The sequence below is a fragment of the Aquabacterium soli genome, assembly GCF_003933735.1.
GTDB classification, from domain to species: Bacteria; Pseudomonadota; Gammaproteobacteria; order Burkholderiales; family Burkholderiaceae_C; genus Aquabacterium; species Aquabacterium soli.
The window spans coordinates 250,737-275,393 of sequence record NZ_RSED01000001.1; the positions used below are offsets into that span (position 1 = coordinate 250,737).

19 protein-coding genes are annotated in these 24,657 nt (G+C 67.5%); 12 read left to right on the forward strand and 7 right to left on the reverse strand.

What is annotated here, in order from left to right; genetic code table 11:
• The 3 genes from gspD to gspF are packed head-to-tail and all read left to right on the forward strand — an operon-like array spanning position 1 to position 5,014.
• Positions 1-2,325 carry a type II secretion system secretin GspD gene (gspD, locus tag EIP75_RS01015; protein WP_125241349.1) on the forward strand — a complete coding sequence of 775 codons (2,325 nt, stop codon included), beginning with the start codon at positions 1-3 and terminating at the stop codon, positions 2,323-2,325.
• Positions 2,326-2,339: 14 nt separating this feature from the next.
• Positions 2,340-3,764 (forward strand): type II secretion system ATPase GspE, encoded by a 1,425-nt coding sequence (gene gspE, locus EIP75_RS01020; protein WP_125241350.1) that lies wholly within the window; start codon positions 2,340-2,342, stop codon positions 3,762-3,764.
• A gap of 14 nt (positions 3,765-3,778) precedes the next feature.
• Entirely contained in the window at positions 3,779-5,014 is a 1,236-nt protein-coding gene (gspF, locus tag EIP75_RS01025) for a type II secretion system inner membrane protein GspF (RefSeq protein WP_125241351.1), read from the forward strand.
• Between the two features lie 14 nt (positions 5,015-5,028).
• On the opposite strand, the gene EIP75_RS01030 is transcribed toward gspF, so the two are convergent.
• On the reverse strand, positions 5,029-7,482 hold the full coding sequence (locus tag EIP75_RS01030) for an ATP-binding response regulator (RefSeq protein ID WP_125241352.1): 2,454 nt from the start codon (positions 7,480-7,482) through the stop codon (positions 5,029-5,031).
• Between the two features lie 325 nt (positions 7,483-7,807).
• Between EIP75_RS01030 and EIP75_RS01035 the strand changes: the two genes are divergently transcribed.
• The 5 genes from EIP75_RS01035 to EIP75_RS01055 all read left to right on the forward strand — a co-directional run bounded on the left by EIP75_RS01035 (position 7,808) and on the right by EIP75_RS01055 (position 14,086).
• Complete coding sequence (locus tag EIP75_RS01035; RefSeq protein WP_233584636.1) at positions 7,808-8,746, forward strand: AAA family ATPase; 939 nt, start codon at positions 7,808-7,810, stop codon at positions 8,744-8,746.
• 531 nt (positions 8,747-9,277) lie between these two features.
• A complete protein-coding gene (locus tag EIP75_RS01040; protein WP_125241354.1) occupies positions 9,278-10,228 on the forward strand; it encodes a 5'-nucleotidase in 951 nt (316 codons plus the stop codon).
• Between the two features lie 175 nt (positions 10,229-10,403).
• Positions 10,404-11,159, forward strand: coding sequence for a PEP-CTERM sorting domain-containing protein (locus tag EIP75_RS01045; protein WP_125241355.1), 756 nt, complete (start codon positions 10,404-10,406; stop codon positions 11,157-11,159).
• A 42-nt stretch (positions 11,160-11,201) separates the two neighbouring features.
• Complete coding sequence (locus tag EIP75_RS01050; RefSeq protein WP_233584615.1) at positions 11,202-13,178, forward strand: bifunctional metallophosphatase/5'-nucleotidase; 1,977 nt, start codon at positions 11,202-11,204, stop codon at positions 13,176-13,178.
• 29 nt (positions 13,179-13,207) lie between these two features.
• Positions 13,208-14,086, forward strand: a complete 879-nt coding sequence (locus EIP75_RS01055; RefSeq protein WP_125241356.1) for a PEP-CTERM sorting domain-containing protein — start codon at positions 13,208-13,210, stop codon at positions 14,084-14,086.
• 4 nt (positions 14,087-14,090) lie between these two features.
• Here the strand turns inward: EIP75_RS01055 and EIP75_RS01060 are convergent, their stop codons facing one another.
• From EIP75_RS01060 to EIP75_RS01070, 3 genes are read right to left on the reverse strand one after another with little or no spacing between them, the layout of a single operon-like run.
• Positions 14,091-14,690 (reverse strand): MOSC domain-containing protein, encoded by a 600-nt coding sequence (locus tag EIP75_RS01060; protein WP_125241357.1) that lies wholly within the window; start codon positions 14,688-14,690, stop codon positions 14,091-14,093.
• Between the two features lie 37 nt (positions 14,691-14,727).
• A complete protein-coding gene (locus EIP75_RS01065; protein WP_158622699.1) occupies positions 14,728-15,888 on the reverse strand; it encodes a molybdenum ABC transporter ATP-binding protein in 1,161 nt (386 codons plus the stop codon).
• A complete protein-coding gene (locus EIP75_RS01070; protein WP_125241359.1) occupies positions 15,885-16,613 on the reverse strand; it encodes an ABC transporter permease subunit in 729 nt (242 codons plus the stop codon). Before EIP75_RS01070 ends, EIP75_RS01065 begins: the two co-directional genes overlap by 4 nt.
• 389 nt (positions 16,614-17,002) lie before the next feature.
• On the opposite strand from EIP75_RS01070, the gene EIP75_RS01075 reads away from it, so the two are divergent.
• The gene (locus EIP75_RS01075) at positions 17,003-18,865 is read left to right on the forward strand and encodes a phosphoenolpyruvate carboxykinase (GTP) (RefSeq protein ID WP_125241360.1); all 1,863 of its coding nucleotides are present in this window, start codon (positions 17,003-17,005) and stop codon (positions 18,863-18,865) included.
• Between the two features lie 249 nt (positions 18,866-19,114).
• Positions 19,115-19,591, forward strand: coding sequence for an FxDxF family PEP-CTERM protein (locus EIP75_RS01080; protein ID WP_158622700.1), 477 nt, complete (start codon positions 19,115-19,117; stop codon positions 19,589-19,591).
• An 87-nt stretch (positions 19,592-19,678) separates the two neighbouring features.
• Here the strand turns inward: EIP75_RS01080 and EIP75_RS01085 are convergent, their stop codons facing one another.
• A complete protein-coding gene (locus tag EIP75_RS01085; protein ID WP_125241362.1) occupies positions 19,679-20,506 on the reverse strand; it encodes an AraC family transcriptional regulator in 828 nt (275 codons plus the stop codon).
• A gap of 102 nt (positions 20,507-20,608) precedes the next feature.
• Between EIP75_RS01085 and EIP75_RS01090 the strand changes: the two genes are divergently transcribed.
• Together EIP75_RS01090 and EIP75_RS01095 are read left to right on the forward strand one after the other, a co-directional pair.
• Positions 20,609-21,649, forward strand: coding sequence for a bile acid:sodium symporter family protein (locus EIP75_RS01090; RefSeq protein ID WP_125241583.1), 1,041 nt, complete (start codon positions 20,609-20,611; stop codon positions 21,647-21,649).
• Between the two features lie 27 nt (positions 21,650-21,676).
• Entirely contained in the window at positions 21,677-22,348 is a 672-nt protein-coding gene (locus EIP75_RS01095) for a MarC family protein (RefSeq protein ID WP_233584616.1), read from the forward strand.
• Between the two features lie 6 nt (positions 22,349-22,354).
• Here EIP75_RS01095 and EIP75_RS01100 read toward each other — a convergent pair whose 3' ends face one another.
• Together EIP75_RS01100 and EIP75_RS01105 are read right to left on the reverse strand one after the other, a co-directional pair.
• Positions 22,355-23,941: a gamma-glutamyltransferase family protein gene (locus EIP75_RS01100; protein ID WP_125241363.1), complete on the reverse strand. Its 1,587-nt coding sequence runs from the start codon at positions 23,939-23,941 to the stop codon at positions 22,355-22,357.
• The gene (locus EIP75_RS01105) at positions 23,938-24,651 is read right to left on the reverse strand and encodes a TetR/AcrR family transcriptional regulator (RefSeq protein ID WP_125241364.1); all 714 of its coding nucleotides are present in this window, start codon (positions 24,649-24,651) and stop codon (positions 23,938-23,940) included. The genes EIP75_RS01100 and EIP75_RS01105 overlap by 4 nt, the downstream gene beginning before the upstream one ends.
• Positions 24,652-24,657 lie beyond the last annotated feature (6 nt).

Genomic DNA, 24,657 nt, shown 5'->3' on the forward strand with positions numbered 1-24,657 from the left:
ATGCTGACCCATCCTCTGGTTTCACGTCCCCGCGCGGTTGCGCTGGCCACCACCCTGGCGCTGGTCTTCGGACCTGGCGGCGTGCTGCCCCTGGTGTCCCTGCTGTCGGCCGGTCAGGCCCTGGCCGCTCCTGTCAAGAAGGAGGGGGCCACGGTCACCGTCAACTTCGTCAACGCCGAGATCGACGGCGTGGCCCGCGCCATGGCCGCCATCATCGATCGCCAGATCATGGTCGATCCGCGGGTGAAGGGCACGATCACGCTGTACAGCGAGCAGCCGCTCACGCCGCGCGAGGCCTACCTGAACTTCCTGTCGGCCCTGCGCGGGCAGGGTTTTGCGCTGGTAGAGGTCGCAGGCCTGCTCAAGGTGGTGCCCGAGGCCGAGGCCAAGTTGCAGACCGGCACCGTCGATGTCGGCAATGCCGTCAAGCGCTCGGGCGACCAGGTGCTCACGCAGATCTTCAGGCTGCAGTACGAAACGGCCAACAGCATGGTCACGGTGCTGCGCCCACTGATCAGCCCCAACAACACCATCAACGCCAACCCGACCACCAACACGCTGGTGATCACGGACTACGCCGACAACCTGCGCCGCATCGGCCAGATCATCGCGGCCATGGATGTGCCCAACGCCACCGAGATGGAGGCGATCCCGCTGCAGTACGCCATCGCGTCCGATCTGGCGCCCATGGTGCAGCGTTTTGCCGATGGTGGCGGCACGGCCGTGCCGGGCGCTGCTGCCGGTACCCAGTCCACCACGGTGATGGCCGAGCCGCGCACCAACACCCTGCTGGTGCGCGCAGCCAACCCGGCACGCCTGGTCATGCTCAAGGGCCTGATCCAGCGGCTGGACCGGCCCGGCAGCAATGGTCTGGCTGGCAGCGGCATCAACGTGGTCTACCTCAAGAACGCCGATGCCGTGAAGCTGGCGCAGATCCTGCGCGCGGCCTTCCCGACGGGCGGCGGGTCGTCCTCATCGTCCGGCGGCAGCAGCGGCACTTCGTCCATGCCGACCAGCACCACACCGACTGCGAGCACCACCAGCAACAGTTCCAGTTCACTTTCCTCGGGCTCATCCTCTTCGTCAGGCGCATCGACCCAGGCCACTGCCCCAGTGGGCGCCTCGGCTCAGCCCTCCACGGGCGGTTTCATCCAGGCCGACCCCGCCAGCAATTCGCTGATCATCACCGCGCCGGATGCGCTGTACCGCCAGTTGCGGGCCGTGATCGACCAACTCGATGGCCGTCGTGCGCAGATCTACATCGAGGCCATGGTCGTCGAGGTGTCCGAGAACAAGCTCAACGAGGTCGGCATCCAGTGGGTGAGTGCCTTGGGCAGCACCGCCGGGCTTGGCACCAACCTGCCCGTGGGTGGCATCCCCGGCCTGCTTGCCGCGGCCGTCAGCCCGGAAACCACGCTCGCGAACGCCAAGGGCCTGAACATCGGGGTGGTGAAGAAGAACAGCAATGGCACGTACAGCCTGGGCGCACTGGCCAACTTCCTGGAGACCAAGGCCGACGGCAACGTGCTGTCCAAGCCGAACATGATCACGCTGGACAACGAGGAAGCCAAGATCGTGGTCGGCCAGAACGTGCCCTTCGTGACGGGCTCTTACTCGACCTCTAGCGGCGGCTCGACCGTCAGCCCGTACACCACGGTGGAACGCAAGGACGTGGGCCTGACCCTGCGGGTGCGTCCGCAGGTGGGCGAGGGCGGCGTGGTGCGCATGACGGTGTTCCAGGAGAACTCATCCGTCGAAGCGGCCACCGTCAACGCCGCCAATGGGCCGACCACCAACAAGAGTTCGATCGAGACCACGGTGGTGATCGACGACGGCTCCACCCTGGTGCTGGCTGGCCTGCTCAAGGACGAATACAGCAACTCCGATTCCCAGGTGCCCTTGCTGGGCGACATCCCCTACCTGGGCAATCTCTTCAAATCGCGTTCGCGTGAGCGCAAGAAGAGCAACCTGATGGTGTTCCTGCGCCCGGTGGTGATGCGCGGTGAAGAGGCCACCAATGCTGTCACCCTGGACCGCTACGACTACATGCGCCAGCGTCAATTGGCAGGACAGCCCATACCCTGGGCACTGCCGATCAACTCGGCACCGATGCTTGACCCACTCAAGCTGAGCAACGATCTATCCCCGCCCTCGGTACGCCAGCCGCTGGACATGCCCGGCGCGCCGGAGCCCACGGTGGTGATGCCGCCCAATTCGGGTTATGCCCCGCGCCTGGCACCGTCAACGGCCGTGCCCGTGTCTCCGCAGCCGGTGGTGCCCACGCAGCCCTTGCCCCCGGTCGCGCCGGCCTTCCCGTCGAACTGAGCCGGAGCACAACCATGGGCGCCCGCCACCCCCTGCCATACGCCTTCGCGCGCAGCAATGGCCTGCTGCTCGAAACCGACGGCGAGCGCGTCACCCTCTGGACCAGCGAGGGCGTGCCCCTGTCGGCGTTGTCGGAGGTGATGCGGCACTACGTGGTCAACGCCATCGAGCGCGAGCCCGCTGAAACGCTGAGCCAGCGCATCGCTTCGGCCTATGCGGCCGGCGAGGGCAGCGCGGCCGCCGTGGTCGGCGAGGTCGAGAGCGCGGTCGATCTGTCTCGCATGATGCAGGACCTGCCCGCCGTGGAAGACCTGCTCGAATCGAGCAACGACGCGCCCATCATCCGCATGCTCAACGCGCTGCTCACGCAGGCCGCGAAGGATGGCGCCTCCGACATCCACATCGAACCGTATGAGCGCAGCTCGGCCGTGCGCTTCCGGGTCGACGGCACCTTGCGCGAGGTGGTCGCGCCCAACAAGGCCCTGCACGCCGCCCTGATCTCGCGCCTCAAGATCATGGCCGAGCTCGACATCTCTGAAAAGCGCCTGCCGCAGGATGGCCGCATCAGCCTGCGCATCGGCGGCCGCGCGGTGGATGTGCGCGTGTCCACCTTGCCATCAGCCCACGGCGAGCGCGCCGTGCTGCGTCTGCTGGACAAGGGCGATGCCAACAAGTTCACCCTCGAATCGCTGGGCATGAGCGGCGATTCGCTCGACCGCTTCAAGCGCCTGCTGCGCCAGCCCCACGGCATCGTGCTGGTCACCGGGCCCACCGGCTCGGGCAAGACGACCACGCTGTACGCGGGCCTGAGCACGGTCGATGCCTCGACCACCAATGTGCTCACCGTGGAAGACCCGGTCGAATACGAGCTGGCCGGCATCGGCCAGACCCAGGTCAACGCCAAGATCGAGCTGACCTTCGCCAAGGCCCTGCGCGCCATCCTGCGGCAGGATCCTGACGTGATCATGATCGGTGAAATCCGCGATTTCGAGACCGCGCAGATCGCCGTGCAGGCTTCGCTCACAGGCCACTTGGTGCTGGCCACGCTGCACACCAACGACGCGCCCAGCGCGGTCACCCGCCTGACCGACATGGGCATCGAGCCCTTCCTGCTGTCCTCCAGCCTGATCGGCGTGCTGGCCCAGCGCCTGGTGCGCAAGCTGTGCCCGCACTGCAAGCGCGAAGACGAGCAGCACCGCTGGCACCCCGTGGGCTGCACCGAATGCGGCATGACAGGCTACAAGGGCCGGACAGGCGTGTATGAGCTGATGGTGGCCGATGACGAGATCCGCGGCCTGATCCACAGCCAGGCGTCCGAGGCCCGCCTGTTCGAGGTGGCCCAGCTCGATGGCATGCAGACCATGCGCGAGGACGGCGAGCGGCTGGTGAACGAAGGCGTCACCTCGCTTGAAGAGGTTCTGCGCGTCACGCGCGAATAAGGCCGGAGCCCCCCATGGCCGCTTTCCGCTTCGAAGCCCTGGATGTCGCCGGCAAGACCGTGTCCGGTCTGGTCGATGCCGACAACCCCAAGGCGGCCCGTGCGCAGTTGCGCGGCCAGAACCTGGTGCCCCTGAAGGTGGACGCCGTGATGGCGCAGCAGCAGGCGCACCAGGAGGCCGGCGGCAAGGCGCCCTCGACCCTCTTCACGCGGCGCGTGTTCGGTGCCTCGGATCTGTCCATATGGACGCGCCAGCTCTCGGGCCTGGTCGTGGCGGGCCTGCCGCTGGAGCGCGCGCTCACGGCCCTGGCCGACGAGGCCGAAGACCCCCGCCAGCGCGAGCTGGTGGCGCACATGCGCTCGGAGGTCAATGCCGGCGCTCCGTTTGCGCAGGCGCTGTCCGGCTTCAAGCGCGAGTTCGACGATGTGTACCGCGGCGTGGTGGCGGCTGGCGAGCAGAGCGGTCAGCTGGGCAATGTGCTCGACAAGCTGGCCAACGACCTGGAAGAGCAGCAGGCGCTGAAATCCAAGCTGATCGGCGCCACGCTCTACCCCGCCATTGTGTCCCTGTTCGCCGTGGTGATCGTGGTGGCGCTGCTGGTGTTCGTGGTGCCACAGGTGGCCCAGGTGTTCTCCAGCAGCAAGCGGGCCTTGCCCTTCCTCACCCAGTTCATGCTGGGCCTGAGCGCGCTGATGCGCAACTGGGGCTGGCTGATCGCGCTGGTGGTGATCGGTGGTTTCTCGGGCCTGATGTTCGCTCGGCGCGATGAGGGCTTCCGCCTGAAGTTCGATGCCTTCTGGCTGGGCCTGCCCTTGATCGGCAAGCTCTCGCGCGGCTACAACGCAGCGCGCTTCGCCGGCACGCTGGCCATGCTGGCCGGCTCGGGCGTGCCCATCCTCAAGGCCCTGCAGGCCGCCGCAGAAACCTTGTCCAACCGCGCCATGCGGGCCGATGCGCTCGATGCGCTGGTGCAGGTGCGCGAAGGTGCGCCGCTGGCCTCGGCCCTGGCGGCCAAGAAACGCTTCCCGGGTCTGTTGCCGATGTTCGCACGCCTGGGCGAGCAGACGGGCCAACTGCCCCTCATGCTCCAGCGTGCGGCCAACCAGCTCTCTGGTGAAGTGCAGCGCAAGGCCCTGGCCATCGCCACGGTGCTAGAACCCCTGCTGATCGTGGTGATGGGCCTGGTGGTGATGCTGATCGTGATGTCGGTGATGCTGCCCATCATGCAGATGAACACCTGGGTGAAGTGATCACCCGCTGGTGATCAGGCGTTGGCCGCGGTCGACGCAGTGCCACCCAGGTTGTCGGGATGTACGCTCAACTGCAGCTCGATCACCCGCAACAGCGCCTCGGCCTGGAAAGGCTTGTGCAGCACCGGGATGCTGCTGTTCATCAGCGATTGCAGCTGTTCGCTGGCCGTGTCCCCCGTGATCACGAGCGCTGCGAGTTGCGGGTGCGCGCCTCGCGCCAGGCCAATCGCCTGAAGGCCATCGCCATCGCACAGCCGGTGGTCGGTGATCAGCATGTCGATGGACATCACGCGCTGCAGCAGTTCGTCCAGCGCGTCCAGCGAATCCACCGCGCTCACGTAGGCACCCCAGGCGCGCAGGCGCTCCGTCAGGGCCTGGCGCACGCTGGCGTCGTCGTCCACGACAACGATGTGGCGGTCTTGCAGCGGGTGCTCCGATCCGGCCGGAGGTGCCGGTTCAGGCGTGGCGGCGGCCTGGGCCACGGCCTGCGCACCCAGCCGTGCCGGGACCTCGATCGAAAAGCACGAGCCATGGCCCACGCGTGAGCGCAGCCCGATCGGGTGGTCCAGCAGGCGCGAGGCGCGTTGCACGATGGACAAGCCCAGGCCCAAGCCCTTGGCCTGGTTGCGCTCCGGGTTGGCCAGTTGCACGAAATCCTGGAAGATGCGTTGCTGGTCTTCAGGCGCGATGCCACCACCCGTGTCCCACACCTGGATGGACAGGTTCTGGCCGCGACGGCGCACGCCCACCAGCACGCCGCCTCGCTGGGTGTAGCGCACGGCATTGCCGACCAGGTTGCGCACCATCTGCTCCAGCAGCACGGGATCGCTCTCGGCCACGGCCTGGGTGGGGCGCAGGCGCAGGCGCAGGCCCTTCGCCCGTGCGGCCGGATCTTCGTGCGTGGCGATGCGGCGCAGCAGGTCGCCCAGCGCCACCCCCTGCCAGTGCGGGCGGATGGCCTTGGCCTCCAGTCGCGACAGGTCCAGCAGCCCGCTGAGCAGGTTCTCCATCGCACGCACGGCGTCCGCCAGGCGGTCGGTCATGTCCTTCAGGGGCGAATCTTTCAGTCGCTCGCGCAGCAGGCCCGACAGCAGGCCCACGGCGGCCACGGGTTGGCGCAGGTCGTGGCTGGCCGCGGCCAGGAAGTGGCCCTTGGCGGCGTTGGCCGCAGCCAGGTCCTCGGTGCGCTCGGCCACCTTGCGTTCGAGCTGAACATTGTGCTGCTCGACCTCGCCCACGGCCTCGATGAAGCGGTTCATCAGCGCCACGCCATAGCTGGCCAGCGTGATGGGCGTGGCCAGCGACATCCAGTAGGTGTGCATCACCGAGACCATGCCCTGCAGGCGCATGTAGTCGTGCACCCCGGCCACCAGCGAGATCGCGATGCCCAGCACCATGCCCCGGCCCGACCATCCGCCGAACTTGGCCGGTACGCGCAGCAGCAGGGTCAAGGTGGGCAGCATCAACAGCAGCATCGCCGGGTAAACCACGGCACGCACCTGCGGCAGCACGCCGTGCGACACCGCGATGGCGCCCAGCAGAGGCGCGCCGATCAGCGTGCCCCACAGCACCTTGCGGAACCACGGCCAGTTCTTGTCGGCGATCGCCATCGCGAAGGCGCCCAGCAGCACGGTGGCCGTGGTCTGCGCGCTGAAGTAGATCCAGGCGCTGAGCTCGGGCGGGATCGTGGGCCCGTTGACCACGTAGTAGGCACTGTTGCGCACGGACACCACCATGGCGAGCAGGCCCAGCATGCCCATGCCCACCTCCTGGCGGCGCCGCAGCCAGATCAGCGTGAGGAAGACGGCGAACGCCGCGGACACCACGTTCACCGCCAGGGGCAGGCCCTCGGTGAGGAAGCTCTGTACGGTGAAGCCGGGCATCACATCGGCCGCCAGCCCGATGATGGGCACGGACATCCCGCCCATGCTGCCGTGGTGCACCTCGACGGCCAGCTGGTTGGGGCCTTCGCGCAGCAGCTCGCGCGGCACCTGCACCATGTAGGCCAGCGGCCGGCCTGTGGGGCCGGCGGCGCCCACTGTGGCGGCATGGATGAGCTGGCCATTGAGCCACAGGCGGTGCTGGAAGCTGAGCCGGTCGATGCGCACGGCCCATGGGCCTTCGCCCAAGGCGCTTGGCGCGCGTGCCAGGTTGAAGGTGATCTCGTAGCGCCCCACGCCGCCGCCGGGCTGGCCGCGCTCGGCCCAGGTGTCGGGCAGTGTCACGTCCAGCCATTCACTGCCTGGATTGACCGCAGTGGGCATCAGGCGAAAACGCTGCTGCGCAAAGCTCACATCCGGGTGGGACGACTGGCTGATGAACCAGGGATGGGCCGACCACACCAGCAGCGTCAGGAAGGTGGCTGCGCCGATCCAGCCCAGCAGGGCGATCAGGCGGCGGTGCCAGGCGGGCAGCCTTGGCAGGGCGGCGTCAGGAGACAGGGCTCCCTGTGCAGCGCGGGCGGACATGGCGATGGGCCTCCGTGTGATTTCTTACCCCGGATTGTCGCCTTTTCGGTCAGCTCAGTTGTATCCAGCCACTGATCCTACGCCGGATAGGCGCGTTTGTGGGCCGTATTTGCCCCCCGGCAGGGCCCCCTTGTTCGCGGGCTCACCTCGGCTATTCTTTGCTGCAATGATGTCGTGATCATGTCCCGGGCCATGGTGTTCACGCCCGGGTGGAGGCGCAGTGATGAAGACGAGCAGCAACCATCGTGATGATGTGGGTGTGTGTCGTGGGGAGTTGGCCCTGGTGCAGGACGCCGGTGCGCGCACACGGATCCCGATCGCCCACATGCGGCATGTCTACCGGCTCGACGAGGTCGAGCGGCGACTGGGCAAGCTGCCCATGCGTGAACACGAGGGCCTGCGCGCCACCTACGAGCGCATGCTTGAGATGGGCCCGGACCGCTTCCAGGTCAAGCCCTCGGGTCTGCCTGCGATGGAGCACCTCTACGACGAGCTGCCCAATTTCCACGAGGTGCTCGATGACCTCAAGCGCCAGCTGGCGCTGTGCACCGACAGCCACGATGCACTGGAGATCACGCCCATGCTGCTGCTGGGCCCGCCCGGGGTGGGCAAGACGCACTTCGCACGCGAGATGGCGCAGTTGCTGGGCACGGGCATGGGCTTCATCTCGATGAGCTCGATGACGGCGGGCTGGGTGCTGTCGGGCGCTTCCAGCCAGTGGAAGGGCGCGCGGCCGGGCAAGGTGTTCGAGACGCTGGTCGATGGCCAGTACGCCAACCCGGTGATGGTGGTCGACGAGATCGACAAGGCGGGCGGCGAGCATGCGTATGACCCGCTGGGATCGCTCTACAGCCTGCTGGAACACGACACGGCGCACAACTTCACCGACGAGTTCGCCGAGGTGCCGATCGATGCGAGCCAGGTGATCTGGGTGGCCACGGCCAACGAGGCGCGAGCGATCCCGGATCCGATCCTCAACCGGGTGAATGTGTTCGAGATCGAGATGCCGGATGCGGAGGCTGCTCGCAGGATCGCAGGCAAGCTGTACCGCAGCATCCGTGCCGATCACGCCTGGGGGCAGCGGTTTGTGCCTGAGCTGTCTGAGGCGGTGCTGGAGGCCTTGTCGACGCTGGCGCCGCGTGAGATGAGGCGGGCCTTGATGACGGCGTTCGGGAATGCGAAGCTGGATGGGCGGGACGCACTGGCGGTTCGGGATCTGCCAGTGGGGTCTGTGAAGAAGGCTTCTATCGGGTTTGTGCAGTAGGTCCTTTGCTCGGATTTGGAGCGCTCCGGGAAGGTCGGGTGGCCCTGGGGGTGCTTCACGTGAGGCGGTCATCGCCCTTGGCGATGACTTCCCTGCGGTGCTCGCGGTGAGGTGGGGCCGCAGAACTCGCTACAGGCCCTATGGGCCTTTCGCTCAAACAGCTGCGGCCAGTCAGATGAACGAAGCATGTGCTGCGCACATGCCCACCTCACCACTGCGCTCCTCGGCGCCTCACAGGCGCACCCCCAGGGCCACCCGACCTTCCCTCCCAACCCGATGGCGAAGCCGAGCAATGACGGTGAGCGGGGCGCAGCCCTGCTCACTCCCCAGTGAGGGCGGCAGGGCTGGGTGGGGCAGGGCGGAGGGTGCGGGTGGGGCGGGCTGGCAAGGGCCTCTGTGGCGCCGAGCACCGCAGGGCAGTCGGCCTGAAGGGCCGACCGCCACAGTGAACCGCCGCCAGCCTGCCCCACCCACACCCTCCGACCCCACCCATACCTGACCCACCCGAGCGACCTCCACTAAACTCACAACATGCCCGCATCGCTAGAAGGCCAACTGGTCGTCGCCATCTCCGCCCGAGCCCTCTTCGATTTCGAAGAGGAGAACAAGCTCTTCGAAGCCGCGGACGACCGCGCCTACATGCAGCTCCAGCTCGACCGCCTGGACACCCCCGCCCGTCCTGGCGTCGCCTTCCAACTGGTGCGCAAGCTGCTGGCCTTCAACGCCCCTGGCGCCCCCCGGGTCGAGGTCGTCATCCTCTCGCGCAACGACCCGGCCTCCGGCCTGCGCGTGTTCCGCTCCGCCCAGCACTACGGCCTGCCCATCGAGCGTGGCGTGTTCACGCGGGGCCGCCCGCCCTGGCAATACCTGCGCCCCCTGGGGGCCCACCTGTTCCTGTCGGCCAACGACACCGATGTGCGCTCTGCCCTGGCCGCTGGCGTGCCTGCCGCCCGCGTGCTGCCCCATTCAGCGCGTGCCGGCGAGGCCCACCCCAACGAAGTGCGCATCGCCTTCGACGGCGACGCCGTGCTTTTCTCCGACGAGGCCGAGCAGGTCTTCCAGGATGGCGGGCTGGACGCCTTTCAGCGCCACGAGGTCGAGCAGGCCGCCAAGCCCTTGCCGGCCGGGCCCTTCAAGCCGCTGCTGCTGGCCCTGCACGCCCTGCGCGCGCTGGAGCAGGCCAGCACCAAGCCCGACAACGCACCGCCCGGCGAAGGCCATGGCCCCTCGCCCATGCGCCTGCGCACCGCCCTCGTCACCGCCCGCAGCGCCCCCGCGCACGAGCGCGCCATCCGCACCCTGATGGATTGGCACATCGAGGTCGACGAGGCCATGTTCCTGGGCGGCCTGCCCAAGGGCGCCTTCCTGCGCGAGTTCGAGCCCGATTTCTTCTTCGACGACCAGACCGGTCATGTCGAGAACGCTGCACCGCATGTGCCCGCCGGGCATGTGGCCGCAGGCGTGCGCAACCCCAGCCACTGACACTGGCCAGCAATCGCTGATGACACCGCTGTGACTGGCCTCGCGCCAGACGCAGGGCAGGGGTACGTGCTGTCCGCAAACGGCTCATGCCACGTCATGAGCGCTTCAAACGCCGTCCCTAGCATGTCCTCCAGAACGGTCCCCTTCCGGGCCGCACCTTCACGGAGTACCCAGCATGTCCACCGGTTTCAAGCGCTCGATCCTGGCCATTGCCACCGCCGTCGCCGCCTTCAATGCCAACGCCCTGAGCGCTGGCGATCTGGCCTTCACCGCCTACAACGCCGATGAAGACGGCTGGTCCCTCGTGACCTTCGTCGACCTGGCCGCCAACACCCAGTTCTACTTCAGCGACAACGAATGGAACGGTTCGGCCTTCAACACCGGTGAAAGCCACCACCAGTGGACCACCGGCGCGAGCACCATCGCCGCCGGCACCGTCATCCGCTTCTCCAGGATCGACACCACCAGCCTGAGCGCTTCGCTGGGCACCCTCAGCCGTGCGTCGGTCTCCGGCAGCACCAACTACGGCCTGAGCGCAGAAAACGAAACCATCTACCTGTACCAGGGCACCAACGCAAGCACCCCCACCAGCTTCCTGGCAGCGATCTCCACGGGTGCCTTCAGCAGCGCCCAGGGCAGCTTGAGCAACACCGGCCTGAGCATCGGCGCCGGTGCCGTCAAGCTGGGCAATGGCAGCGACTACGCCGAGTACACCGGCCCCCGAGATGGCAAGGCCAGCCTGGCCGATTACAAGTCCCTGGTGTCCGACGCCGCCCACTGGACCGACCGTGGCGATGGCGGCTACGCCAGCGTCGTGCCCAGCACCACGGCTTTCACTGTCACCCCCGTGCCCGAACCCGATGCCGCCGCGATGGTGCTGGCCGGCCTGGGCCTGCTGGGCTTCATGGGCCGCCGTCGCTTGTCGCGCTGACCTCGTCGTTGCGACCATCACTACACCAGGATTTCCCCGACCATGATCGACAAGAAGCACCACTCCACCGCCATGGCCCTGACCTGCGCCCTCATCGGCGCCCTGGGCTGGCATTCGGCCCATGCGGCCACCCCGGCCTGCACCATCGGCGCCAGCAGCCAGGTCACCTTCGGCACGCACGACACCGGCCTGGCCAACCGCGTGGTCGGCGCTGACTGCGCCACGCTGGACGATGCTTTTGCCGATGAGCAGCCCTGGGCCAGCCAGGCAGCCTTCGTGTCGCACGTCTCGCGCGTGTCCTTCGATCTGCAGAAGGCCGGCAAGCTCACGGCGGTCGAGCGCGTGAAGCTGCTGTCGGCCGCGCAGGCCTCCGGCGTGGGCAGCACGCTCAAGGTCAAGCTGATCGGCTTCAACGACTTTCATGGCTCGGTCGAAGCCTCGGGCAGCAACCCCGGCGTGGCGCGCTTCGCCACCAAGGTGGCCGAGCTCAAGGCCGCCAATCCGCTGCATGCCGTGGTGTCGGCCGGCGACATGATCGGCGCCAGCCCGCTGGTGTCGGCCCTGTTCCACGACGAGCCCACCATCGAGGCCATGAACCGCGTCGGCATCGACTTCAATGCCGTCGGCAACCACGAGTTCGACGAAGGCAAGGCCGAGATCCTGCGCATGCAGCACGGCGGCAACCACCCCACCGACCTCTATTCCGGCAAGGGCCTGGCCGCCGACCTCAATGCCGAAGGCCAGTTCAAGGGCGCGCAGTTCGGCTTCCTGGCCGCCAACGTGCAGGACAAGGCCACGGGCCAGACCCTGCTGCCCGGCGTCGGCATCAAGGATTTCCTCGGCCACAAGGTGGCCTTCATCGGCATGACGCTGGAGAGCACGCCCACCATCGTCTCGCCCGCCGGCGTGGCGGGGCTGTCCTTCAAGGACGAGGCCGACACCGTCAACGCGCTGATCCCGCAGCTCAAGGCCCAGGGCATCGAGGCCGTGGTGGTGCTGGTGCATGAAGGGGGTGCCATCGTGTCCGGTGGCGCCAATGGCTGCACCGGTGTGTCCGGTGCCATCGTCGACATCGTCAAGCGGCTGGATCCGGCTGTGGACCTGGTGGTCAGCGGCCACACACACCAGGCCTACAACTGCGCGCTGCCCAACAAGGCCAACGTGCCGGTGCGCGTGACCTCGGCGGGCCAGTACGGCCGCATGGTCAGCGACATCGACCTGGTGATCGACACCCGCACGCACGATGTGCGCAGCGTGACGGCCAACAACGTCAGCATCCCCAACAGCAGCGCCGTGGCCGAGAGCGCCTCGCTCAAGGCCATCGTCGACCACTACAAGGCCGAGGCCCTGGCGCCCGCCAGCCGCGTGATCGGCCGCATCACGGCCACGCTGTCGCGCGATGCCAAGGCCGCCGGTGAGTCCAGCCTGGGTGACGTGATCGCCGATGCGCAGCTCGATGCCACCGATGACGCAGGCTTCGGTGAGGCCGTGGTGGCCTTGATGAATGCTGGCGGCATCCGCGCCGACATGCCCTACAGCGCTCCGGGCAAGAGCGATGGCCAGGTCACCTATGGCGAGGCCTTCACCGTGCAGCCCTTCGGCAACGCGATGGTCACGATGACCTTGAGCGGCGCCGATCTCAAGCTGGCGCTGGAGCAGCAGTTCATGGGTTGCACGCAGGGCTACCCTGCGGATGCACCGGCCACCGGCCAGCCCTTTGCCCGCGTCCTGCAGATCTCGCACAGCCTGCGCTATGCCTACAGCGCCAGTGCCCCGGCGTGCAGCAAGGTCGATCCGGCCAGCTTGCGCATCAACGGCGTGGTGGTGGACCCGGCGGCCAGCTACCGCATCACGGTCAACAGCTTCCTGGCCGATGGCGGCGACCAGTTCTATGCCTTGCGCAATGGCACGAACCGACTGGGCGGCGCCGTCGACACCGATGCCTTCGAAGCCTACCTGCGCGCCAACCGGGCCGGTGTGGCGCCCGGCCCGCGCAACCGCATCACCCTGCTGCCTTGAGCACAGGGCAGGTCACTGGAGTACCCACGATGATGAAGACCACCCAAGGGGCCGCTGTGGCCCACACCCTGCGCACCGCGGTGCTGGCCTTCGGGCTGGCATTGGCCGCGCAGACCTCGGCCCAGGCCGCGCACTGGACGCTGCTGTCACCGGGCGCGGGCTTCGACCTGCTGGACCAGTCCGGCCAGGTCGGCGGTGAGGGCGCGGGGCAGGCCGTGATCGGCGCACTGCAGGATCTGTCGGGCCCGGGGCAGGTGCTGCTGGCGGACAGCCTGGCTGGCGGGGCTCAGTCCCTGGGCTCTGCCAGCATGGAGCAAGGCCACAGCCACCTGATCGTGGTGGACACCCAGACGGCGCCGGACACGGCCGACGTGATGCTGTCCGCCTCCCAGTACTGGAACGTGGCCGCCACGACCCAGACCACGGTGTCCGGCTTCAACCTCACGCAGGACCTGGCCCTGGGCGGCCTGCGCCTGCTGATTGCGGGTGATGCCGGCGAGGCCGCGGGCACCCGCGTGCGCGTGGACTTCACCGGCTCGGCCGATGCCCTGTTCGGCGGCCTGCCAGGCCTGGGCGAGGTCGGCCTGAGCCTTGACATCTCGCGCGGCACGGACAGCCTGGCCCGCCATGACAGCCTGTGGTCGGCCAGTGGCAGCCAGCAGATCCACCTGAGCTTCGAGGCTGTGGTCGGCGACGAGCTGGTGCTGACGCTGTCGGCCCACCAGCAGTTGACGCAAGGCCTGCCGGCGCTGCTCGATGCGGACCAACGCCTTAACATCGATCGTTCAGGCTTGCTGCAAGGGCAGTTGACGGTCGCCGCCGTGCCCGAGCCGCAAAGCCTGGCGATGCTGCTGGGTGGCCTGGCCGTGCTGGGCGGCGTGCTGCGCCGCCGGGCTCAGGACCTTTGACGCCTCAGAGCTTCTTGCGCGACATCTGGTCGCGGAAGAGGTCGCGGATGCTGACCTCGCGCGGGCCGGGCACGATCTCGAAGTGCTCGCCCGCGGCGATGGTGCCGCCCCGGCGCACGGCCAGGTAGAAGCCGCAGAAGGCCGACTGGACCATCATCTTGGACGCCTGGCGGAACAGCTTGGCCTCGAACTTGTAGCAGGGGTGGCGCGGCTCGCTCACGGCGAGCGAGCAGTCCGGAAACCGCAGCACGTCACCGATGTACGCATCGGTTTCCAGCAGGCCGGTGATCGTCAGGTTCTCGCCCAGCAGTCCGGGGTTGGCGGTGTCATCCCAGCCGGCCTTGCCTGCCTGGGCCCGCACGGTCTGCCAGAAGGCGTAGTGCTCATGCGGGTAGGCGTACACCGCCTTGGCCTGGCCGCCATGCACGGTGGGATCGGCCTGCTCATCGCCTTCCAGCCCCAGTGGGCCCACGGTGATGCGGCGCGGGTCTTCCAGCGAACTGATGGGGTGCTTGTCGATGGCCGTGAGGATCTGGCGGCCGTCGATGGTGACGTGGCGGGCCTGAGCCACGTTGACGGACAGGAGCTGGCAGGTCAGGGTCATGGGATCCAGGATAGCAAAGCCCGGGCCCGGTGCCGGCTCACGCGCGGGGCGCCACGGTCACGGCCATGGCCTTGAAGCTCACATGGCAGTCCTGGCCGGGTGCCAGGCCCATCTGCTCGATCGTGCGGCGCGTCAGCAGGCTCCATACCACCGCTTCGGCGGGGGGAGGGTTGCTGTCGTGCAGGTCCAGCAGGCGGTGCAGCTCCACGGCCACGGCGCCATAGGCCCCGTTGTTGCCCGCCAGCATGACCTGGGTGATGCGCCCGCGCAGCTGGTTGCTGATGCTGGAATCCGGCAGCGCTTCGCGGTGGATGTTGATGTCGCGGGCGCGGATCTTCAAACGCACGCGCTTGCCTTCGGCCTGCAGCAGGGCCGGGATGGTGACGCGCTGGCCGGCCACGTCCACCTCGGTGAGCAGCCACTCGATGTCGTGCTGGCTGACGCGGCCTTCCAGCACGCAACCCGCGTGCACGCCCTCCAGGAAGGTCGACAGCGACACATCCGACAGCACCCGCGCCAGCGGGCCGGCACTGGCCACGCGGCCTTCGTGCAGGATCACCACGTCATCGGCCAGGCGGATGGCCTCGTCGATGCGGGGGCTCATGAATACCGTGGGCAGGCGAAAGCGCGTGCGCATCTCGCCGAGCAGCTCCAGCAGTGCCGGTTGTTCATGGGTGGGCACCTGGCCCAATGGATCGCGCAGGAACAGCGCACTGGGCATGGACAGCAGCGCACGCGCCAGCGCCACGCGCTGGCGCTGGGCCGGGGCGAGCTGGTGGGGCCACAGGGCCAGCAGCGACTTCAGGTCCAGCCAGTCCAGCACTGATTCGTAGTCGATCTGATGGCGTGGTGCGGCGGCGCGCTTGTAGCCGTACTCCAGATTGCGTCGCACGTTCATGTGCGGGAACAGCAGGCCGCGCCCGTCCACCCAGGCAAAGCGCCGCGATTCGGGGGGGCTGTTGAGTCCGGTCGGGCTGTCGTAGAGCACATCGGTGCCCACGCTCACCCGGCCGGATTGCGCCGGGATCAGGCCAGCGGCACACTGCATCAGTGCCGTTTTGCCCGATCCTGGGCGCCCCACCAGCGCGCAGACGTGACCGGGCGCCACGCGGAACTGGGCCTGGATGTCCAGCCCGGCACGGCGAAGGCGCAACTCGACCGCCAGGGGGGCGGGGGGCGATGGCGTGCCCCGGCTCACCGGCTCACCCCTCGCGCATCCAGGGGCAGGGCGCGGCGGCGCCAGCGCTGCCGCGCCCATTCACTGAGCAGCATGGCCGCCAGCGCCACGCCCAGCGAGACCATGCTCAAGCGAAAAGCGATGGCCTGGCCGCGTTCGGTCTGCATGGCACTCAGCAGGGTCAGCGGCACGGTGGCCGCATCCGGGGCTGTCTGCGGCCACCGGGCCTGCAGCGCCGCTGCCAGCACCACGGAGGCGCCGGATTCGCCCCAGGCCGCGGCGAAGCCCAGCGCGGCGGCCGACAGCAGCATTGGCGCAGTCTGAGCGACGGTGACACTCCACCACGCGCTCCAGCGGGTGGCCCCGAGCGTTCGCGCGGTCTGCAGTTGCAGCAAGTCGACCGCTTCGAAGGCCGGGCGCATCGTGCGGATCATCAAGGGCAGCACCAGGCAGAAGGCAACCAGCACCAGGCCGTGAGGTGTGATTTCGGCCTGCCAGCCCTGGCCCTTGGACAGCCAATCGCCCGCCGGGCCCTCCGGGCCGAGCAGGCTCACCACGCCCCAGCCGATCACGGCGGGCGACACCCCCAGCGGCAGCAGCAGCAAGGCGTCGAGCACCCAACGTCCTTTGAGTCCTCTGCGGCCCGTCCAGGACGCCGCCAGCATTGCCAGGGGAAAGCTGATCAGCACGGTGACGAAGGCGATGCGTGCGCTGAAAGCCAGCGCGTCGAGTTCAATGGACGTCATTCAGACCGGTGTGAAATCTTTTGCCATAGCGTTGCCGTATTGTGGCGGCCCTCACGCCCCACCCGTGTGCGGGAGTGCACCATGTGAATTAGTTGGCACGGTGTTTGTCCTCCCCGTGCAATCCCTCGAAGCAGGGGGACGCCTGAAAAATGCGGACTGAACTAAAATGGCGGGCTCGGTTCACAGACCCCGGGGCCGTCGCCAATGACTGTTTGATGAAACACTGATGGCGCGGCGGGGTGGCTGCCTGTTGGACTGGCATGGGGCTTGTATGCCCCGTGCCTCGTCGGGCGGGCCAGCCGAAGCAAGGTGTCGAGAGCGCACAAGTCTTTGATTTCATTGATGTTTGCGCTGTCGAGACTTTGATTTCAACTTTTGGAGCTTCTGTCATGACCACAGCTACAGCGACGCAGGTGAATGCCCCCGCCTACGTCAAGAATGCGAAACTGATTGCCTGGGTGGCCGAGATCGCCGCCCTGGTGCAGCCCAAGGACATCGTCTGGTGCGATGGTTCGCAGGAAGAATACGACCGCCTGTGCAACCTGCTGGTCAACGCCGGCAGCTTCAAGAAGCTCAACCCCGAGCTGCGCCCCAACAGCTACCTGGCCGTGACCGACCCGTCCGACGTGGCCCGGGTCGAAGACCGCACCTTCATCTGTTCCGATCGCAAGGAAGATGCCGGCCCCACCAACAACTGGTGCGAGCCCGCTGAAATGCGCGCCAAGCTGCAGACCGGTGAAGGCGCCCTGTTCAAGGGCGCCATGAAGGGCCGCACCATGTATGTGGTGCCCTTCAGCATGGGCCCGCTGGGCTCCGACATCGCCCACATCGGTGTCGAGCTGTCCGACAGTGCCTACGTGGCCGTCAACATGAAGCTCATGACCCGCATGGGCAAGGGCGTGATCGACGTTCTGGGCACCGATGGCGAGTTCGTGCCCTGCGTGCACACCGTGGGCGCGCCGCTCGAGGCTGGTCAGAAGGATTCGGTCTGGCCTTGCAACCCCACCGTCAAGTACATCGTCCACTACCCCGCCACGCGCGAGATCTGGTCCTATGGCTCCGGCTACGGCGGCAACGCCCTGTTGGGCAAGAAGTGCTTCGCGCTGCGCATCGCCTCCACCATGGGCCGCGACCAGGGTTGGCTGGCCGAGCACATGCTGCTGCTGGGCGTGACCAACCCCCAGGGCCAGAAGTTCCACGTGGCCGCGGCCTTCCCGAGCGCCTGCGGCAAGACCAATTTCGCCATGCTGATTCCGCCCGAGGGCTACAACGGCTGGAAGGTCTCCACCATCGGTGACGACATCGCCTGGGTCAAGCCCGGTGCCGATGGCCGTCTGTACGCCATCAATCCCGAGGCCGGCTACTTTGGTGTGGCCCCCGGCACCAACATGCAGACCAACCCGAACTGCATGCACTCGCTGGACCGCGACGTGATCTTCACGAACGTGGCCCTGACCGACGATGGCGACGTGTGGTGGGAAGGCATGACCGACACGGCCCCCGCCCACCTGATCGACTGGCAAGGCAAGGACTGGACGCCGCAGATCGCCAAGGAAACCGGTGCCAAGGCCGCCCACCCGAACGCCCGCTTCACCGTGGCCGCCACCAACAACCCCGCGCTCGACAGCGAATGGGACAACCCCGCCGGTGTGGCGATCGACGCCTTCATCTTCGGTGGCCGCCGCTCGACCACCGTGCCGCTGGTGACCGAGGCCAAGGACTGGACGGAAGGCGTCTACATGGCTGCCACCATGGGCTCCGAAACCACGGCTGCCGCCTTCGGTGCACAAGGCGTGGTGCGCCGCGATCCGTTCGCCATGCTGCCCTTCATGGGCTACAACATGAGCGACTACTTCCAGCACTGGCTGAACCTGGGCACCAAGCTGCAGGGCGAGGGCGCCAAGCTGCCCAAGATCTTCTGCGTGAACTGGTTCCGCAAGGGCGCCGACGGCAAGTTCGTGTGGCCCGGCTATGGCGAGAACATGCGCGTTCTGGAATGGATCCTGGGCCGCATCACCGGCACCACCAAGGGCGTGGACAACGCCTTCGGCCTGAGCCCCACCTACGAAGACATCAACTGGAATGGCCTGAACTTCTCGAAGGAGCAGTTCCAGTCGGTCATCGGCATCGACACCGCCGCCTGGACGCAGGAACTCAAGCTGCACGAAGAGCTGTTCCAGCAACTGGCCTTCCACCTGCCGGCTGAAATGCCCGCCACCAAGGCCAAGATCGAGCAGCGCCTGGCTGCCTGATCCTGCCTTGCGGTCATCGATGGCGGCCCTTCGGGGCCGTCATTTCTTTGTGGGTAGACCTGCTTACATTTCGAATGGCGGGAAACCCTGTCTGGAAATTCTGTCTGTAATGCGTGTAAGGAGTGGTTTCCCCCTGTTCGCGGGGGGGGAATGACCTTGGACACCCCCGTCGGCGGGGGGCGCCGTTTGACGCAAACCCGGAGAATTGGGCTCAGTAGTCCTCGTTATCCCCTGAAATTGGAGCAAGCAATGCAGTTCATCAAGCATCTGGTGGCCGCCGCCGCCCTGACTGTGGCAGGTTCTGCCATGGCCACAACCTACGAGGCCGGCGTTCTGGTCTCCGGCATCCCGCAATCCCTGACCTACGCCGTCCTGGGCTCGGGTTCCTTCAGCGACGTCATCAACTTCGATGTGGCCGCCGATTCGACGGCCCAGGCGAACGCTGTGACCTTCACGCTGTTCCCCTTCGTTCAGAACCCGATCACGGGCCTGACGCTGGCCGTGTATGACGGCGCCACGCTGTTGTCCGCCGTCAATGGCGTCTACACGCTGGCTGCTGGTACCGACTACAGCTTCCACGTGGGTGGCACGACCAACTTCTCGGGCGTGTACTCCGTGAACTACCAGCTGGCTGCAGCCCCCGTGCCCGAAGCCGGTTCCGTGGCCCTGACCCTGGCTGGTCTGGGCGTGGTGGGCCTGATGGCTGCCCGTCGCCGCCGCGGCTGATCGACGTTCCGTCCATCCGCCTTCGCGCAGAGCGGGCCTTCGGGCCCGCTTTTCTTTTGGGGCTTTGATTCCGGGAGGGCGTCGCGCTCAGGCCCGCGCGAACATCTGCGCCGGTGTCACGCCGAACTCTGCGCAGAAGGCCGCGATGAACGCAGAGGCCGAGGCGTAGCCGCAGCCTGCTGCCACGCCGGACACCTTGGCGCCGGCCTCCAGCGGGCCCAGCGCGGCCAGCAGGCGCAGTCGGCGGCGCCACGCGCCCACCGACAGGCCCGTCTGCTGCTGGAACAGCCGCACCATGGACCGCTCGGTCAGACCGATCTCCTGTCCCCACTGCGCCAGGGTGCGCCGATCGGCCGGGTCGGCCTGCAAGGCCTCGCACAGGCGCAGCAGGCGGGCATCGGTGGGCAGGGGCAGGTCCAGCGCCGCCGTGGGCAACTGGTCCAACTGGTCCAGCAGCACGCTCACCAGGCGGCCGGGCGCGCCGTGTTCGTCGTAATCGGGCGGCAGGGCGCAGACCGCCAGGATCAGCTCGCGCGCCAGGATGGAGATGTCCAGCACGCGGCAGGCACAGGCCAGGCCAAGGGGTGAGCCCGCCAGCGCATCGGCCCGCACATACAGGCTGCGCATCTCGGCCGGGCCAGCGGTGAGCACTTCATGCGGCAGATCAGGCGGCACCCAGATGGCGCGTTCGGGCGGCGCCATGAACTGCCCCGTGGCGGTGTGCACCTGCAGCACGCCCTCCACGGCGTACGACAGTTGCGCCCAGGGGTGGCTGTGCTCGGCCGTCCAGGAGCCGGCGGGCAGCGATTCCACGCGGGCCAGCACCGGGCGCGGCAGCCCTTCCTTCAAGGCGGGCAGGGTGCGCTGTCGAGGTTGCCGGGCGGGGGCGCGCGCGTTTTGTCCGTTTCTCGGCATGCTCTGTCCAAACGGGGCGATCGGGAACGCCGCCAGCGCGTTAGGCTGGCGGCCTTGCATTGTGACTGGGGTGAGAACGACGTGGCGAAGGTGATGACAACGATGGCGCGGCTGGCGAACCGGCGTGCGGCTGGCCGCAAGCACCAGGGCGGCGCGGCCGACTGGTTCCTGATCGGCATGGTGGGCGCGGTGGTGCTGGCCTCCATCGCCCCGAACCTGGGGCGCACCGGCGGCCTGCTGCACCTCGATGTGGTCGGCGACATCGGCATCTTCCTGATCTTCTTTTTGCACGGCATGGGCCTGAGCACCGACAGCCTCAAGCACGGTGCCTCGCGCTGGAAGCTGCACCTGGTGGTGCAGATCAGCACCTTCGCGCTGTTCCCGCTGTGGTGGCTGCTGCTCAACGCGCTGGTCGGCCGCTTCATCCCGCACGACCTGCTGCTGGGCTTTTTCTACCTGGCGGTGCTGCCGTCCACGGTCTCATCGTCGGTGGCCATGACGGCCATGGCGCGTGGCAACGTGGCGGCAGCGGTGCTCAACGCCACCTTGTCGACGCTGCTGGGCGTGGTGCTCACGCCGCTGCTGGCCAGCCTGGTGTTCAGTGGTGCGGCCGATGGCCAGGCCATGGACGTGGGCGCCACCATGCTCAAGGTGGCCAAGATGCTGCTGCTGCCCTTCGTGCTGGGCCAGTTGCTGAGGCCACTGGTGGGCCACTGGTTCCAGAAGATCAAGCCCTGGACGACCAAGGTCGACCGGGCCGTGATCCTGCTGCTGGTGCTGAGCTCGTTCAGTGATTCGGTGGCCGATGGGCTCTGGAGCAAGCATGGCCTGGGCCTGATGGCGATGACCGCCGTGGGCGTGTGCCTCTTCCTGTTCCCGCTGCTGTGGCTGACCAAGCGTGTGGCGCGGGCATTCAACTTCCCGGTGGAAGACGAGATCGTGGCGGTGTTCTGCGGTTCGAAGAAGACGCTGGCCTCGGGGGTGCCCATGGCCAAGCTGCTGTTCAGCGGCAATCCGTCGATGGGGGTGTTGGTGCTGCCCATCATGTTCTACCACCAGCTGCAACTCTTCGTGTGCTCGGTGATGGCCAAGCGCTATGCTGAGCGTGACAAGACACCCGTGCCGGAGGGCAAGCCCGGCTGACATCCGCAGACCAAGAAGGAGGCGACAGTGATCGAGTTGCTGGTTCCACACATCAAGACACTGTTCCTGATCCCCTTCACGCTGCTGCCGGTGATCAACCCACTCAGCACCGCGCCCGTGTTCGTGGCCACGGTGGGGCAGAACCGCAGCGTGGCCCGGCGCCTGGCGCGCCAGGTGGCGCTCAACAGCTTCTACGTGATGGCGGTGTCCATGCTGGTGGGCACCTACGTGCTGGAGTTCTTCGGCATCTCACTGCCCATCGTGCGCATCGGTGGCGGCCTGATCGTCGCGGCCACGGGTTGGCGCATGCTCAACCGCACAGACGCGGACCAGGCCATGACCGCCGTGGCCGAGAAGGCCTCCGACCTGACCGATGCCGAGATCGTGCGGCGCAGCTTCTTTCCGATCACCTTTCCTCTGACGACAGGTCCGGGCACCATCTCTGCCGCCATTGCGCTCGGTGCGTCCATCCCGCGCTCGCCCTTCCTGTACATGGTGGAGGCTGGTGTGCTGGTCGCGGGTGCCGCGTTGACGGCTGGTGTGCTCTACATCATCTTTCGCAATTCGGCCCGCCTGCTCAACCGCCTGGGCGAGGTCGGCATGCTGGTGATGGCGCGGCTGATGGCCTTCATCCTGCTGTGCATCGGCATCGAGATCATGTGGGCCGGGTGGTCGGAGTTGAACCACATCGCCCGTTGACACGGTTCAATAGCCCAGCGCGCAGCCATCCTTTCGCGGATCCGATCCGCTGATCAGCAAGCCTCGGTCCTGGTCCACCACGATCATCTGGCCACCGCCGATGGGCTGGCCGCTGCGCGTGATGCGGTGTCCGCGCCTGGACAGCTCGGCATCGAGCCAGGCAGGCTGGCTGAATTCCAGATCCAGTTCATCGCCGAAGGCGAAGCTGCGCGGTGCATCCAGCGCGGCCTGCGGGTCCATGCCCCTGTCGAGCACGTTGCTCAGCAGGGCCACGTGGCCGGTGGCCTGGTACTGGCCGCCCATCACGCCGAAGGGCGCGGCCAGTCGGCCGTTCTTCATCAGCATGCCGGGAATGATGGTGTGCAGCGGGCGCTTGCCCGGGGCGATGGCATTGGGGTGCGCGCTCTGCAGGCTGAAGCCGGCGCCGCGATTCTGCAGCAGCACGCCGCTGCGCGGCGCCACCAACGTGCTGCCGAAGGAGTGGAAGATGGAGTTGATCAGCGACAAGGCGTTGCCGTCGCGGTCGACCACACACACGTAGACGGTGTCCTTGTGCGCCACCTCCGGCCAGATCACCGGTGGACGTGTGCTGTCCATGCACAGGGCGCGGCGCTGCATCGCGGCCCAGTCGTTGGACAGCAGTTCGTCGACAGGAACGTGTGCGTGGCTGGTGTCGGCGAAGAGTGCGTCGCGGTGCGCGTAGGCCAGCTTGCTCACCTCGGCCAGCAGGTGGATGCGGTCGGCCTCGCTGATCGCGCCCTCGTCCAGGTCCAGGCCCGACAGCACGTTGAGCATCATCAGCACGCCCAGGCCCTGGCCGTTGGGCGGGCACTCGTAGACGCGGTGGTCCCGGTAGTCGGTGGCGATGGGCCGCACGACCTCAGGCTGCGTGGCGGCCAGGTCGTCCAGCGTGTGCAGGCCGCCGCCTGCGCGCAGGCGCTGCACGATGTCTTCGGCCACCCAGCCTTCGTAGAAGCCGGCCCAGCCATGGCGCGCGATGGTGCGCAGCGTCTCGGCCATGCGGGGCTGGCGGTGCAGCACGCCGGCCGAGGGCGCGCGGCCATGGTGCAGGAACAGCTCTGCAGCCACCGGATCGCGCAGCAGGTGTTCGTCGCGGGCCCAGTCGAAGGCCACGCGCGGGGCTACCGGGTGGCCGCGCTCCGCTACCTCGATGGCGGGCTGCAGCAGTTCATCCAGGCCGCGTGTGCCATGGTCGGCCAGCAGGCGGCACCAGGCTGCCACGGCGCCCGGTGTGGTCACCGAATGGGCGCTGTACGGATCGATCTGCGTCATCCCGCGTGATTGGTACCAATCGAGCGATGCGGCCATGGGCGCGCGGCCTGAGCCGTTGAGTGCGATGGGCTCGCTGGCGCCAGCCGGCAGGTAGAGCGCAAAGCAGTCACCGCCGATGCCCGTCATCTGCGGCTCGACGATGCCCAGCAGCGCCACGGCCGCGATGCCCGCGTCCACGGCATTGCCGCCACGGCGCAGCACATCGAGCGCGGTCTGTGCGGCCAGTGGATGCGAGGTGGCCACCGCAGCCTGCGAGGTGTAAAGGGCCGAGCGGCCTGGTTGTGAGAAGTCTCGGGTCATGGTTTGGTGCGTCGGGTTGGTTTCGTGTCCTTGGGGTGCCCCAAGGCGCTGACCGAGCCGTGGCTCAGGAAGCCGGCCAGCATCTGGTGGTTCTGCTCGCGGTGCGCGGCCTGCCAGTCGGGGGCGAGCAGGTCCTGCTTGAAGATGCGCGACAGCGTGTGGGCGTGCGACTTGCCGTAATAGGCCAGGCTGACCATGGTCACGTACAGGTGCAGGGCGTCGATGCCGTTGCGGAACACGCCGTCGGCCTGGCCGCGCTGCAGCAGCGCGTTGATCAGGTCGAGCACAGGCGAGGCCTGCTGCGGGATGCGCGAGGACTTGCGCAGGTGGGCGGCCTTGTTGAGGTTCTCGAAGGCCAGCAGTTGCAGCAGCTCGGGGTGGCTGGAGAAGTGGCCATCGATGAAATCGAAGAGCTGCAGGATGCCGTCCAGCGGGGTGGCATCGGAGAAATCCAGTTGCAGCTCTTGCTCGCGCAGGCGGGTCAGCACATCCTCGAGCACGCGGGTGTACAGCGCATCCTTGCCCCCGTGGTAGTGGTAGAGCATGCGGATGTTGGACTTGGCCCGCTTGGCGATCTGCTCGGTGCGCGCGCCGCTGAAGCCCTTGGCCGCGAACTCGGCGGTGGCGGCTTGGAGGATGCGGGCCTGGGTCTTTTCGGGATCCCGCTTGGCGGGGCGCTTGGGCGCGGGCTTGGTTGTCTTGGCAGGCATGGTCAG

What these genes read in the sequence shown, in the direction of transcription:
- gspD (WP_125241349.1), top strand. Translation starts at nt 1, where the DNA reads ATGCTGACCCATCCTCTGGTTTCACGTCCCCGCGCGGTTGCGCTGGCC.
- gspE (WP_125241350.1), top strand. Translation starts at nt 2,340, where the DNA reads ATGGGCGCCCGCCACCCCCTGCCATACGCCTTCGCGCGCAGCAATGGC.
- gspF (WP_125241351.1), top strand. Translation starts at nt 3,779, where the DNA reads ATGGCCGCTTTCCGCTTCGAAGCCCTGGATGTCGCCGGCAAGACCGTG.
- EIP75_RS01030 (WP_125241352.1), bottom strand. Translation starts at nt 7,482, where the DNA reads ATGTCCGCCCGCGCTGCACAGGGAGCCCTGTCTCCTGACGCCGCCCTG.
- EIP75_RS01035 (WP_233584636.1), top strand. Translation starts at nt 7,808, where the DNA reads ATGCGGCATGTCTACCGGCTCGACGAGGTCGAGCGGCGACTGGGCAAG.
- EIP75_RS01040 (WP_125241354.1), top strand. Translation starts at nt 9,278, where the DNA reads ATGCCCGCATCGCTAGAAGGCCAACTGGTCGTCGCCATCTCCGCCCGA.
- EIP75_RS01045 (WP_125241355.1), top strand. Translation starts at nt 10,404, where the DNA reads ATGTCCACCGGTTTCAAGCGCTCGATCCTGGCCATTGCCACCGCCGTC.
- EIP75_RS01050 (WP_233584615.1), top strand. Translation starts at nt 11,202, where the DNA reads ATGATCGACAAGAAGCACCACTCCACCGCCATGGCCCTGACCTGCGCC.
- EIP75_RS01055 (WP_125241356.1), top strand. Translation starts at nt 13,208, where the DNA reads ATGATGAAGACCACCCAAGGGGCCGCTGTGGCCCACACCCTGCGCACC.
- EIP75_RS01060 (WP_125241357.1), bottom strand. Translation starts at nt 14,690, where the DNA reads ATGACCCTGACCTGCCAGCTCCTGTCCGTCAACGTGGCTCAGGCCCGC.
- EIP75_RS01070 (WP_125241359.1), bottom strand. Translation starts at nt 16,613, where the DNA reads ATGACGTCCATTGAACTCGACGCGCTGGCTTTCAGCGCACGCATCGCC.
- EIP75_RS01075 (WP_125241360.1), top strand. Translation starts at nt 17,003, where the DNA reads ATGACCACAGCTACAGCGACGCAGGTGAATGCCCCCGCCTACGTCAAG.
- EIP75_RS01080 (WP_158622700.1), top strand. Translation starts at nt 19,115, where the DNA reads ATGCAGTTCATCAAGCATCTGGTGGCCGCCGCCGCCCTGACTGTGGCA.
- EIP75_RS01085 (WP_125241362.1), bottom strand. Translation starts at nt 20,506, where the DNA reads ATGCCGAGAAACGGACAAAACGCGCGCGCCCCCGCCCGGCAACCTCGA.
- EIP75_RS01090 (WP_125241583.1), top strand. Translation starts at nt 20,609, where the DNA reads ATGGCGCGGCTGGCGAACCGGCGTGCGGCTGGCCGCAAGCACCAGGGC.
- EIP75_RS01100 (WP_125241363.1), bottom strand. Translation starts at nt 23,941, where the DNA reads ATGACCCGAGACTTCTCACAACCAGGCCGCTCGGCCCTTTACACCTCG.
- EIP75_RS01105 (WP_125241364.1), bottom strand. Translation starts at nt 24,651, where the DNA reads ATGCCTGCCAAGACAACCAAGCCCGCGCCCAAGCGCCCCGCCAAGCGG.